Genomic DNA, 14,012 nt, shown 5'->3' on the forward strand with positions numbered 1-14,012 from the left:
AAACGTTCCAGCTTGATTTCAGAAATCCGCTCACTTTCCGCCGACTGTCTGCCAAGCCTACTCGACGCAAGCGTCTGTGGGGTCTAGGCTAGCCAGTTTTTCGGCAGGAGTGTCGCATATTCCTTCAATCCATTGGGTTTGCAGTTCATAAAAAACAAAAAAATCATGCAGTATAACCAAGTCCTTATTTAGTTTTGCCTGCAGTTTCTTTATTTAAAAACGTTCCAGCTTGATTTCAGAAATCCGCTCACTTTCCGCCGACTGTTTATCAAGCTTCCAGCGGGGTTCCGGCTAGCTTGTTTTTTGTTAAAATATTTTTTATTTGTCCAGAGTTTGTGAGACATAGAGAAAAAGCGAACTTCCCCTTAAGGAAAGTCCGCATTTTACAAATATCAAGAAAAGTTCATCTGTTCTTCTCTTTACTTTGGTGAAACGATCATTTGGTCATCCAATCTAATATCGTCAATCGACCAAAACCAATTATTTTTAGCATTATGCATTCTCCATTGTAATTTCATAGAGGCAGCATCTTCAGGAACATTAATCGATTTAACTTCATACTTATTCAAAACATGTCCATTTTTATTATCCGAAGCAGCTTTATTGTCATAAACGAGAACTTGTTGTTTTTCCCCATTATCAAAGACAGCAGTCACTTCAGCTGTTTGCGTTCCTTCTTGTTTATAGTGGGATGCAAATCCTAAGTATAGCTCTTTGGCATCATCAACTTTTACAGTAGGTGAAGTTAATGTACTATCAAAATAGCCTTTTGCTGCTGGTGAACCATTATCATCCCATTCATCAGGATCCGCTACTGCTATAACACCTTGACCAAGTTCAAATTTGTTACGCTCCTGGTCTTCTGCTTTTGTCCAAAAGTCCTTTGTTGTGAAGCTCCAACCTTGCCACTCTTCTGTACCAGCTGGCATATTCGAGCTATTCGTAACCGACCAGCCATTAGGAGCTGTATGGCTCCAACCGAGAATGGAACTTGGAATGTTTTCATTCACTGCTGGCTTTAATGCAGACTCTAATTGGTCAAAACTTTCTCCAAGCATCATGTTGACGAATACATTTATATTCTTGGAGCCAATTATTTGGCCTTCCTCGTAAGCAGTAATCTTGAATTGTGATGAACCCGATATCTCCTTGCTAGGTGTAGCTTTTATTGTCAACATTTTTTCTTCTGTTCCTGATAGCACATACTCAAGTTCATTGTGCTCCAAACTCCAACCTTCAGGTGCATCAACTTTAATTTTCCCGTTCATACTTTTACTTCCATAATTTTTCACCTTCACTTGGAGTGCAGTCGATTCACCTTCTGTTACTAAAGAAGGAGAAGCTTGTGTCGAGACCATTTCCAGGGCTTTTGTCTGACCTTCAGCCAGTAACACCTTTTTACTGCTATTGTTAAATGAATCTAGTGCTTGTACCTTAATTTCATAATCAGTACCTGGCTTAAGTCCAGCAACAGGGAACTCTAAATTCTTTGGTACAGGATCATAATAGAATTCAGAAAATGCGGTGAAATCTGCGTCCATCTCCCCTGTTTCCTTGTTTTTGGCTGTAATGTGATATGAATGTACGAGTGCGTTATCTTTTGCCTGTGGAAATGTTACATTCAAACTTCTTAGTGTAGATTTTTCTTCTACAATCGAAGCCTTATCTTTAACTGCAAAAACCGGTGGTAACTGATCTCGATCGTCTGTATATTTAAATTTATTTTTTTTAGAAGGATTTTTTATTACCCATGGTTTTCCTGTCCAATCGTCTTTATGAAAGTCACGTTTTTTAATGACAACTTTATTATTATAAACTTCTACAATCATTCCTTGACTAATATCCCGATATCCTTCTGGATGGAACCCTTGAAGTTTGCCTGGCTCCAATTCCAAATAACTTACAGAAGACGTGCCAACTGACGTAAAGTCTTTTTGATGAATCGTTCTCGGGTCTTCGAGTGGATAATGAGAATGGCCTGAAAATGTAATAACCTGTGGATGTTTCTTTAAAGTATCATATAAAAGTTCTTTATTTTCCTGAGTTCCCCACAAGTCACTTCCATACACAGTGTCTTTAATGTGTTGATGAAGAAAAACAAAGATTGGTTGGTCCGGATTCTCTTTTTCTGCTGCAGCTAACTTTTCACCTAGCCAGTTAATTTGATTAACGGAATATAAACCATGCGTATTACCATTTTCCGGACTTAACGTAATAAAATCATATCCATTTACTTTTTTATGATAGTAAAGAGAATCCATTCCTGTTTTCTCGAGAAAACGATCTTGTGCCTTTTCAACGGAAAGTCCATTCCAATAATCATGGTTCCCCATTGTAAACATGGATTGGACACCACCTTGTTTCTTCTCATTATAAATGGAGAAGAACTTATCATATTCAGAAGCGTATCCATAGTCCGTTAAATCCCCAACGACAACAAAAGCATCCTGTCTAGGCGCAGCTTTATTTAATTGATCCATGGCTGTTCTGAACTTGTTCATATCAGCTGTTGATCCATCATCAATATGCACATCACTGATTACTGGAAAAACGAGCTCAGGTTTACGTTTATTATCTGAATTTGAAGATTCCGAGAATGCTTGTACACTTGATAAAGAAGTTGTTAATCCTACCGTTACAACTGTCAGCATTGCTGCAAATTTATTTTTCCCTTTCAAAATCAATACCTCCTATTTATCGTTTAGCTAATTATGTATTTTTTAAACAGATCAACAACCATCCTCCTTGTTTATAAATTTTTAAGGTGTTTACCAATTAAAATAGTAACTTTACATTATTAATAAAATATAAGACCAATGTAATTTATATATTAATAATCAGAAAAGGACTAAGGCCAGTATTCGTTCCATTCACTTTTGTTTCGTTTTTGGTATTGATTTTCCATTTCTTAATGGGAATGGGGTACTATCCCTACTATCCCTCAACTACGTAGTTACCCGTAAAATGGTAATATTTATACAGATGGTAAATGATTCCACAGTACATAGAAATACCAATTTTCATATGGTAAAGTCTAGAAGAAGGAAAGGAGAGAGGTTATTATAAAAAATTATTAAATATTGTGATGGTAATAACTCTTGTCTTTGGACTGTTTTTTGCGATTGCACCGATGAATAAAGCATTAGCATTGTCCTACGATAATACAAACCCTTATTCGTCAGGTTGTGCTTCTAAAAGCCCAATCACCTATGAAACAGAATATATCTATAAAACTATTAATGTTGAGATTACATAATCTAAAAAAGATGAATCCAGCCCTATACCGTATCCATTTTCATTGATTATTCATGTATTCTTAAAAAAATTTTCTAAATTGCCTTGCAATAGAAAGGATTCCTTGTTATATTACAGTCAATTAAATATTTTCTTACTTCATACTTTTGAAGTGAGGATAGAGGAGCAAAAACCATTAGTACACATTTTGAGGAGAATGAGATCCTATGACTATTGTGGAAAGGGGAATTTGCCGAAGCCGAAAGAATCTCATGTTCTTGAAGCTGGTTCTGCTATTGAATAAATACAGGACTGTCATATAGGAAACTATATGGAGGGCTATCTTATGCGCGGAAACATTTTTTTGATAAATATTGTTTCTACTGCAGCAGCGAATCCTCGTTGTTGCTTTTTTGCGTTTACTCCTGAATGGCCCACCACCTCTGAATATTTTTAAAAAATCATACAAAAGGGTGTGAAGTTATGAATTTTGGCCAAGTTTTAACCGCAATGGTTACCCCGTTCAATCATAATGATGAGGTTGATTTTAATGCTACGAGAACTTTAGTAAACTATTTAATTGCTAATGGCTCTGATGGATTAGTAATAGCTGGTACAACTGGAGAGTCCCCTACATTAACAACAGAAGAGAAACTGGATTTATTCAAAATTGTTGTTGAGGTTGTTGATGGAAGAGTTCCAGTCATAGCTGGAACTGGCTCAAATAACACGAAAGCTTCCATCAACTTAACAAGGCAAGCTGAGGCAGCAGGAGTCGACGGAATAATGCTCGTTACCCCATACTATAACAAGCCGTCTCAAGAAGGATTATTTCAGCACTTTAAGGCTATTGCCCAATCAACATCTTTACCGGTAATGCTCTATAATATTCCAGGACGAAGTGTTGTAAATATGTCAGTAGAGACGATTGTTAACCTCTCAAGAATCAACAATATTGTGGCTGTAAAAGAGGCAAGTGGTGACTTAGATGCCATGGCACAAATCATAAGCAAAACAACTGGTGATTTTACATTGTACAGCGGCGATGATGGGTTAACATTACCGGTTTTAGCCATCGGTGGAACAGGAATTGTTTCGGTTTCTTCACACATAATTGGTAATGAAATGCAAGAAATGATAAATAGCTTTAAAAATGGTGATGTCCATGGTGCTGCCGCTACACATCGTAACCTTCTTCCAATCATGAAAGCATTATTTGCTGCACCAAGCCCCGCACCAGTAAAATCAGCATTAAATATGCGGGGGTTAAATGTTGGAGGTGTCCGGTTACCATTGGTCCCTTTAAACGATGAAGAAAAAAGAGCACTACAAATGGCTCTACAACCTAGAAACGAAGAAGCTGTTTTGTTAAATAAATAAATAAAGATAATGATTCATTCAGCATACTTTAATACCGTTTTTCTAATTAAAGACCATAATAAACGGGATTAAATTTTAAAAAGCAGTGCAACTCATAAAGAGTGCACTGCTTTTTAATCGATCCACGGCTCAGTGCTTAAACTGGTTGAGCAATCCATTTTCAAGAAAAAATATATGGCATACAGTTGGCATTATAAATTTCAAATTTCTAACGCAATGATTTTATCGGGATCGATCATAAGCTTGTATTTCTAGTGATGTTGAGATGTAATTATTGAAAGACATAGTGTACCTGCCCAATTCTCTTGAAGTGATAAGAATAATCTTAAATGACTCGTTCCTTGGGATCCAATCTATAAAGGACTTCATTTTTTTATTTCTTCTTCTACCTTTTCTCTCTCTCTTGTTCTATAAAACACGTTCGATAAAGTGTTCTTTTACGAACGGGACTTTTCTTCCCATATAGGTAAAACAGTTGAATATTTAATTTCTCTAAGAGCTAGGCTAGTTTGAATTTTTGTTATGCCTAGTTTATTTAACTTTCTAATAAATATTTCTAATTCCTTCCGATCTTTATTAGCCACTTTTAGAAGATAATCATACTCACCTGTTAAACAATGACACTCTAATACTTCTGACATAGAAGCTAATGCCTTTTCCAAAACTTCCAGTTCTTCAGCTTGATGTATATTTGTACTAATAAAAATGAAACATAATAAATCAAAACCTAGCTTCTCCTGGTTTAAAATTGCTACTTGTCCATTAATAAACCCTTCATTTTCCAAACGTTTTATCCTTGAATGTATAGCTGGGGGAGATAACTTGACACGCTTTGCGAGCTCAGTATTACTTAACTGTGCATCCTTTTGCAGTAAATCTAAAATTTGAATATCAACATTATCTAGAACCTTGCTTACGATAGATTCCACTTATAGTCACTCCTTTTACAAATGTTCCAAAAACGGTATCATCTAATAGCTAAAACTTAATTTAATTCTGTTTATCGGCAATATTTATTAATATTATTTTAAGTATCTTCTATTATACAAAATAATATATTAAGTAACGATCTAAAATGTTAAAATTATTAATAAATAATTGTAAAAATTGAAATGTCATTGTGCACAATGGCTTCGATCCTTTTACTTAAACAGTGAAAGATGTAAAGGAGCAAAATGAAATGCAATATTATTATTTTTCGTTATTACTTTTAACAAGTTTGTTATGGGGTGGAAACTTTGTCGTTGGAAAGTCGCTTGTCGAACATGCTTCTCCGATGACATTGACGAGTTTAAGGTGGATCATTGCTGTTAGTTGTCTTTTGCCAATTGTATGGTGGAAAGAAAAAAAGATATTTCCTCCTCGAAGTGCAATCCTTCCTTTATTTTTGATGGGAATTACGGGTGTGGTTCTATTTAACCTATTGCAATTTGTAGCATTAGAGAAAACATCCGCGACTAATGTTGGATTAATATCAACATTAAACATGATTTCAATTGCTATTTTTTCATTTTTCTTTTTAAAAGAAAGAATTAATATTCTACAAATGTTTTCTATGTTTTTTTCGCTTATTGGCGTAATACTTGTACTTTCAAAAGGAAATATTGATCTTTTCCTTTCATTACGATTTAATACAGGTGATTTATATATGATGGCTGCTGTATGCGTTTGGGGAATATATTCCGTCTGTAGCAAATGGGCAATGGTAACGACAACACCCATGATGTCTACATTATATTCTGGTATATTTGGAATTATAGTTCTTCTACCGTTTAATTTTTCCAATTTTACAGTGTCTAATATAAATACTTCCTTCATACAATCTATTTTATATACAGGCGTTATCTCAACTGTAGCATGTATGGTACTTTGGAATATTGGTGTACAAAAATTAGGTACAACAACTTCAGGTATTTTCTTGAATTTTAATCCTATTTTTACTGCAATTTTAGCTTTTTTATTATTAGGTGAAAAAATGACGTGGATACAAGGAATTGGTAGTGGTATTGTGATTATAGGCTGTTATTTGTTCTCACATTTTAAAGCGAAGGTGATTTTCAAAAAGAATTCTAGACAATCGCAGATTCAAGCATGATATTTTTTCAAAGTCTAAAAACATAATATCTCTCGTGATTACTTTTCAATATATACAAGAAAGCCTGATCCAAGGTGGATACAGGCTCATTTGTTCAAAAACTTTACGGATAAGGAATAATAAAAAAGTGCTAATTTTAACATCTTACATACTTGCGTTTAAAACCAATCCTTCCTGTTTCGACTTCTTTTTGAATACTTTCGTAAGCTTTTAGAAAGCTGCTTTTTTTCTTGTCAGCCTTTGCGGTCTCGACTGCCTTTTCATGGAGCGGCAAATATGCAATCCCCACAGTGTATAGAAAATTATTCATAGCTGATTTCGTTCTGGCGAATCGTGAATTGTATTTTTCACAAGGTCAAGCATATTGGAAATCTTGCTTTCTGAAAATTCAACGTCTAGTTGATTCCCTGAAAGCACCGTCTAGCTGAAGAGCTTTATTGCACGAGGACTTACGGTGCTATGTCCTATGCAGGCATTGGAATTTCCCCTATTAAATTTTGCCCTTAAGATTGGCATCACAATATAGACAAAAGGCATTCGGAACGAATTCATTCCAAATGCCTTTTATGAATTTCATCCGCATATCATGCTTTCTTGCATCAGCAAAATACATTTACGAGCTTAATTGATGAATTTATAGGTAACTACTTAGTTTGAACCAATACAATTTCGTCAATAGTCGGAATCTCTCTTTTTAATAAAGATAAGAGAGTGTCTTCGATTGTATTGTCGATTTCACAAATTGTTATTGCATCACCATTGATTTTGGAACGTTCATTGGCCATACGGGCTATATTGAACCCTTTTTGATATAGAATTTCCGATAATTCAGCAATAACCCCTTTTTGGTCAGAATGACGAATAACAAGTGTTGGCCTTTCACCTGAAAATTTAAATGGATACTCATCGAATTCCTGAACCTCCACTTTACCACCGCCTAAAGAGCTGGCCAAAACCTTTACAGTACGTGTGAACCCTGTCAATTCTACGAGAACCGTATTTGGATGGTAGCTTCCAAGCACCCGTTTCGTGAATTCATATTGTAAGCCATTTTCCTCAGCAATTTCCTTTGAATTTGGAATGCCGTCATCCATGGTAGATAACCCGAGCACACCGGCTAAAAGAGCTAGGTCTGTTCCATGGCCTTGATAGGTTTCTGCGAAAGAGCCCATCAGCGAGAACTTTGCATATACTGGATTTTCATTTAGTAGCTGGCGGGCAATATTCCCGATCCGGACAGCCCCTGCTGTATGGGAACTCGAAGGGCCAACCATTACGGGACCGATGATTTCATACGCACTTTGGTATTTTGCCGGCCCACAGCCACTAGTTTTTTCATTTAAAATCTGCTTCTTTAATTTTTGCCCGGTCGGAGTTCCGGCAAGACCGCCTATCCCGGTTTCTCTCAACGATTCGGGCATTTGCTGTCCGACTTCATGCATCACATGGATCACTTCATCCGGCGGGATGACCGAGGCTATCCCGGCTAAAGCCATATCCGCAGCAGCTTGGGCGGTAAGTGCATGTAAACCGTTGCGGATGATGCACGGGATTTCCACCAGCCCAGCAACCGGGTCACAAACCAAACCCAGTGAATTTTTTAAAGCAATTCCGACGGCATTTCCAACCTGCATTGGTGTTCCACCGGCAAGCTCTACCAGGGTGCCGGCTGCCATTGCGGTTGCTGATCCTATTTCAGCTTGGCACCCGCCGGCTGCCCCTGATATCGAAGCTTTATTGGCAACAACTAAGCCGAGAGCAGAGGCAGTGAATATTGTCTGTACAAGCTGCTCTCGGGTAAATTTCCCGCTGTCAAGTGCGTGAACAAGGACAGCTGGCAAGATTCCCGCTGAACCAGCTGTTGGCGTTGCCACAATCCGCCCCATTGCAGCATTTACTTCTGATACCGCGAGCGCATTTGCTGCAGCATTCAATGTTTTAGGATTGACAAATGAATTACCGTTTTGGGCATACTGATAAAGACGGTTTCCATCCCCACCAGTCAAACCAGTACGCGACATGACTGGACTCATTGTACCTCTGCGGACAGCCTCCTCCATTACAGTAAATTGTTCTGACATTTTTTCGATAATCGTTTCCCTCGAACAGCCTTTCTGTTGTACCTCTGTTTTGATCATCAATTCCGAAATAGTTGAGTTTTCCTGCTCTGCTTGTTCAATTAACTCTTTTAAATTAGTAAAAGACATGTGATCACTCCTATAAAGAAGAAGGTTCCCACGCCGCAGGCATAAGAACCGTCCCCTTTTTCCCTTTTTTTACTTCTGTCCAAAATATTCCGCAACCACTGCTGCCATTGCTTTTGCCGCGATGATAAGGCTGTCCTCATTAATGACAAATTTAGGATGATGGTGAGGATAAGCTGGTCCATTCTCCGGCTTTGCTCCAACATAAAACATACTGCCAGGAATTCTTTGCAAATAGTAAGCAAAATCCTCTGAACCGGACATTGGCGGTGTTTCCATTAATGCTTTGATTTCAGGAATTCCAGCCTTTTTAATCCCATTTACAACCAGTTCAGTCATGGCATTATCATTCACCAAAACAGGGTAATCATGCGAATATATTAAGTCATAGGTAATGTCAAATTCTTGAGCAAGCCCCGCTAGGATTCGCTTGAATTCCGTTTCCACTTTAGCACGAACTTCACTGGACATGGTTCTAACGTCTCCTTCAAGTTCCACGCTGTCCTTTATGACATTAAATGATCCCTTTCCATCAAACGAGCCAATCGTTACCGTCGCCATATCAAAAGGATTGATTCGGCGACTGACAATCGTCTGGGCTGCTACAACAAAATGGCTTGCTGCGACAATACTGTCATTGCTTGTATGCGGCATCGAACCATGTCCGCCTTTTCCTTGGATTTTCACTTTGAAATATGAGCGTCCGGCCTGCATTTCTCCAGAACGATAGTAGACTTCCCCGGTCACCGACGGGGACATTAGGTGAATACCGAAAATACTATCCACACCTTCCAAACATCCATCTTCAATCATGGCAATCGCTCCACCAGGAGGCGTTTCTTCCGCAGGCTGATGCAAGATAACGACGTTTCCTCTTAATTGGTCTTTCATTTCGATTAATGCTTCGGCTAATATCATTAAATAGGCAGTGTGTCCATCATGACCACATGCATGCATAACACCTGGATTAACCGATTTAAAAGGTACATCTGCCTCTTCCATAATGGGCAGTCCATCAAAATCAGCACGCAGGGCAACCGTTTTACCTGCCAGTCCGCCTTCGATTTTAACTACCACTCCATATCCGCCAACATTTGTCCGTATTATTACATTTTTATCTTTATAAAAATCAGCAATATATTGGGCCGTTTTTTCTTCTTTAAAAGATAATTCAGGATGTTGATGGAGATATCTGCGTATTTCAATCATTCTTTCTTTTTTCTCTTCAAGTTTTTGCATTAATTGATCTAGCATCATTTTCCCTCCTATTATTTTTCTGTTTTAACGGTAAGTAAAACTAGACCGCATATTACTACGGCTATTGCCAAGGTGATAAAAACGATAGAGAACGATCCACCAGCCATGGAAATTAAAGCACCGAATGCCATTGGTGCAATAAAGCCCCCAAGCGTTCCACCCGTATTGACGATCCCAATAGATGACCCAATTACTTTCTCAGGCAAAATTTTGTGCGGCCAAGAGAAAATTCCCACAAAAATCGTGGTTAGTAAAAATGTGAGCACATATAAGAAAGCAATGGAAAGGGCCAAGGAATTTGAGAATACTAAACCAAGAAACAACAAGGATGAAAGGACTGAACATACCATTAACAGTAACTTTTCCTTGCCAGCGAAATATTTTGTCAACAATACACCTGCAAATATGGAGGCTAATGTTCCTCCAATAGCGTTCACTGCCAGAATTATCCCTACCGTACTAATGGATAGTGAAAATTTTGTCTTTAGGAAAGTTGGCAGCCATGACATATTTCCGTAAAAAGCCACATTCGCCAGCAGCATGGCAACGAATAAAATAATTACATTTCTATTAGAAATCACTGACTTAAAACTAACTTGTTTCTTTTCAATCTTCGTTTTGGCAGTTGGTTGGCTATTAGGTACCAATAAAGCAACCATAAGTAAAGCAATGGCAAAAAATGTCCCCAGTGCATAGTAGGCATAGTGCCAATTTAAGTCAATCAGCCGTGCCCCGATTACAAACGCAAAAATTCCGCCAATTCCACTCGTTGACAAAATGAGCGATTGAATAAAAGTTCGTCTTGTTTTCGGGAAATTTTCGGCAATTCCTTTTGAACAGCTTGGAGGATAGCCTGCATGGCCAATACCAGCCAAGAAACGAATCAAAATAAACATCAATAAGCTTCCAGCAAGGCCAAATGCAAATGAAAATATCGTAATGAGCGAAAGCGAAAGCATCAGTACCTTTTTATATCCAATCCTATCTGCGAGCCATCCCCCAGGTATCTGCATTAACGAATAACCCAAGAAAAATAAACTCATTATCAAACCGGTTTGACTTGTTGTTAGATGGAATTGTTCAGCAATTGGGATAATTGCAGTCGAAATCATGTTTTTGTCCATGTAAATCATGGAATAACCAGCCATTAAAGCTGTAGTCAACAAAACTCCACCGGTATTCTTTTCCTTTGATACCGAAAGTTTTGCATCGCTGTGCTTCTTAATCGTTCCTTGAGAAACAGACATAAAAGGCTACCTCCGAATTAATATTTATGTAATCGCTTTCTTGTCTTCATTATAAATTTTTTAACTATTGAAAACATTCCAATCATTGTCGAAAACACACTCCATCATTTGCCCTTTTTCATTACTTGGCTTATTCAAACAACAAAAAAAGACCATTAAGTTTTAACCTAATGGCCTAATTTCAAAGAGATGAATGGCATTTAACGTCAAAGTGGATTGTAATAAGAGCTCCGAGGCAATGTTTTCCTCATAGATTTGCAAATCTGGATAGGCTCGCTGCTTGAGATACGTAATGATCTCTTGATCATAGATATACTGCTGATTGAGATTGAGCCAATTAAAGTAAAATGCACCATTATTTCTATCGAGAATGTATTTGCGAATTTGATAAGTGCCAGAAGGCAGCCCTGAAATCATGATTTTCTTTTCCTTTGTTAAGGAGCTCAAAAAGAAGCTTTCGACAGAATAAGTGGGATTAACATAGGAATTGTTATATATAGCTAATTGGTACCCTTGTTTCCCCTTCGTCAGTATAAAGTCCTCACCTTCGGCAAAAATTTCTTGCCCAATTTTTGCGACTAATTGCATGTTAAAAAACGCCGGACGTTTTATTTGATAATAATAAAGGAGGGCAATTCCATTCATTGCAATATTATCATTATTCATATTACTATTTTCTAATGAATGGGTATCAATCCAAAATCCCAAACCGGAAATCTCTTTTATAACATCAAGCATGTCTTTAAAAATGAGTGCTGATCGAAAAAAAGTTCCACTTAAATTTACTGTATTACCGTAAAGTGTATTCCAGTTTGTCAAGTAAATTGGTGTGCCAGCCAAGCCAGCTGAAGATAGGTTTGCTTTTAATTCAATACACGACTTTTTTATATAATCTTTTACTCCCTTGAAGGAACTGTTATCCATATCGGTAAAGTCCACTTGTTCATTTGGATTGCAGCTGAAGCACACCAGGTCAATTTGATCCATTTGCTTTAAAAATTCAGTAACAGGGACTGATAATCCTTTTTCTAAGGAAAATGGTACATGAATTCCAACTTTTGCGGTGGAAGCCCTCTTTTTAACAGTTTGAAGGTATTCTTGATAAAAAGTCCGGGCTTTTTGATCCCACTTGGAGAACACCAATTCAAATTGCCACTTCCCGACAAAGTCATCTCCAAAATAACTGACGGCGTGCTGTAAAAAATCATCTAACATCCTTATATAATCGGGGCTGCTTACGACTTCCTTTTCAATCTCAACGCTAATGAATGGAATTAAACCCAGCCTTTGAAATTCGTTAAATAACGCATCAATCTTATAATAAGGCCCTCCTATTTGCAAAAACGGGTCCATTGTCGTAAAAGCGGGAGATAATAGGTTCGTGAAATAGGCATATTCAAAATGAAGCTGCTCCTGAACAAGCTTTAATTCTGCTTGGACTTCTTCATTTAATGCATATTCCAGCTGTCCAATCACCAGTAATCGCTGGGCTTTATCCCGGACAAGAATAGGCTCTTGCGGAAGATTAATATGTACCGCAGAAACCCCCGATTCTTTCACCGTAACATTTTGGTCCTTTTGCGAAATATACTTGCTCAATTCAATTAAAAAGTGCGGCGAATTCACCAGAGTATATTGTTCGCTTATATTATTTACTTCCTGGAAAGGTTCTTTTTTATGTAGACCACGATATTCTGCAGGTGTTTGATTGTACATTTCCTTAAAAGCCTTGTTAAAAGCTTTCACATTTGGAAAACCATTATTTAACGAGACTTTCATAATGGTATGATCGGTATATAACAGCTCATGAACAGCTGATTTCAAGCGGATTTGTTTTACATATTGTGAAAAGCTGACACCAACAGCCTGCTTGAAATAACGGGACAAATAGTATAGGGATAAATATTGCCGTTTGGCAATCTCTTCTAAAGACACTTGTTTACGATAATTTTTTTCAATAAAAGTAAGGATTCCCCTAATTCTTTCATCCTTCATTTCGATAAATCGATTCTGCCCGAGATGTGTGGTTTTGAAATTTCGGATAAGGAGTGTAACTAACTTGTAAATCAGGCTGTTGATTTCAAGTTCACTTCCATCCTGCTCTTGGTAATGTGCGATCAAAATTTCAGCCAAGAGTTGACGGATCTGATCAAACAGAAGATATAACCCATTATCCTCTTTTGATGAATGGCAGTCGAAATAACACACATGAATATCCTGATAAAGCTGCTCGATGGAATTTAGGGGAATTTGCAGCAATAATACTACATTATCTTCGTGCCCCTTAACGGTATGAACATCATTAGCATTAATTAGCAGGAGATCATTTTCCGCCAAATGCCAGGAATCTTGATTGACGATAACTTCAACTTCTCCCCGAATTACGAAAAGAATTTCTATTCCTAAATGGATATGCTGTGAGTGATGGCGAATATTTTGCAAACTGATTTGATAAGAATCTCCTAATGTTGGTTCAGACATGAACATTCACCTTTTTTAATGGGATTTTACCACTCCCCATCAAGCTTTAGCAAATCATTATCATACGTTATTTTATGTAATGTGATGGTAAGTAAGGTTTTTAATTCTATTAGT

8 protein-coding genes, 1 pseudogene and 1 riboswitch are annotated in these 14,012 nt (G+C 37.4%); of the genes and pseudogenes, 2 read left to right on the plus strand and 7 right to left on the minus strand.

The genetic code is table 11. The annotated features are described in order from the left end of the window. Window positions 1-419: 419 nt before the first annotated feature. Window positions 420-2,678: a metallophosphoesterase gene (locus tag ACYP5M_RS04965; RefSeq protein WP_459734735.1), complete on the minus strand. Its 2,259-nt coding sequence runs from the start codon at window positions 2,676-2,678 to the stop codon at window positions 420-422. Window positions 2,679-3,405: 727 nt separating this feature from the next. After that, window positions 3,406-3,584: riboswitch (Lysine riboswitch) on the plus strand. Between the two features lie 133 nt (window positions 3,585-3,717). Here ACYP5M_RS04965 and dapA point away from each other — a divergent pair. Next, window positions 3,718-4,614 carry a 4-hydroxy-tetrahydrodipicolinate synthase gene (gene dapA, locus ACYP5M_RS04970; RefSeq protein ID WP_101225060.1) on the plus strand — a complete coding sequence of 299 codons (897 nt, stop codon included), beginning with the start codon at window positions 3,718-3,720 and terminating at the stop codon, window positions 4,612-4,614. Window positions 4,615-5,051: 437 nt separating this feature from the next. On the opposite strand, the gene ACYP5M_RS04975 is transcribed toward dapA, so the two are convergent. Further along, the gene (locus ACYP5M_RS04975; RefSeq protein ID WP_230175854.1) at window positions 5,052-5,543 is read right to left on the minus strand and encodes an Lrp/AsnC family transcriptional regulator; all 492 of its coding nucleotides are present in this window, start codon (window positions 5,541-5,543) and stop codon (window positions 5,052-5,054) included. Window positions 5,544-5,794: 251 nt separating this feature from the next. On the opposite strand from ACYP5M_RS04975, the gene ACYP5M_RS04980 reads away from it, so the two are divergent. Continuing rightward, window positions 5,795-6,709: a DMT family transporter gene (locus ACYP5M_RS04980; protein ID WP_434167064.1), complete on the plus strand. Its 915-nt coding sequence runs from the start codon at window positions 5,795-5,797 to the stop codon at window positions 6,707-6,709. Between the two features lie 136 nt (window positions 6,710-6,845). Here ACYP5M_RS04980 and ACYP5M_RS04985 read toward each other — a convergent pair. From ACYP5M_RS04985 to ACYP5M_RS05005, 5 genes and pseudogenes are all read right to left on the minus strand, one after another. After that, window positions 6,846-7,123 (minus strand): annotated as a pseudogene (locus ACYP5M_RS04985) (DNA alkylation repair protein); the annotation flags it as partial. A gap of 230 nt (window positions 7,124-7,353) precedes the next feature. Then, window positions 7,354-8,916, minus strand: a complete 1,563-nt coding sequence (gene sdaAA / locus ACYP5M_RS04990) for an L-serine ammonia-lyase, iron-sulfur-dependent, subunit alpha (protein WP_459734736.1) — start codon at window positions 8,914-8,916, stop codon at window positions 7,354-7,356. 69 nt (window positions 8,917-8,985) lie between these two features. Continuing rightward, a complete protein-coding gene (locus ACYP5M_RS04995; RefSeq protein ID WP_434169677.1) occupies window positions 8,986-10,167 on the minus strand; it encodes an amidohydrolase in 1,182 nt (393 codons plus the stop codon). 14 nt (window positions 10,168-10,181) lie between these two features. After that, window positions 10,182-11,417, minus strand: a complete 1,236-nt coding sequence (locus ACYP5M_RS05000; RefSeq protein WP_459734737.1) for an MFS transporter — start codon at window positions 11,415-11,417, stop codon at window positions 10,182-10,184. A 162-nt stretch (window positions 11,418-11,579) separates the two neighbouring features. Then, on the minus strand, window positions 11,580-13,898 hold the full coding sequence (locus ACYP5M_RS05005) for a helix-turn-helix domain-containing protein (protein ID WP_459734738.1): 2,319 nt from the start codon (window positions 13,896-13,898) through the stop codon (window positions 11,580-11,582). Window positions 13,899-14,012: the final 114 nt, after the last annotated feature.

It is taken from the genome of Peribacillus sp. N1, from assembly GCF_054600815.1.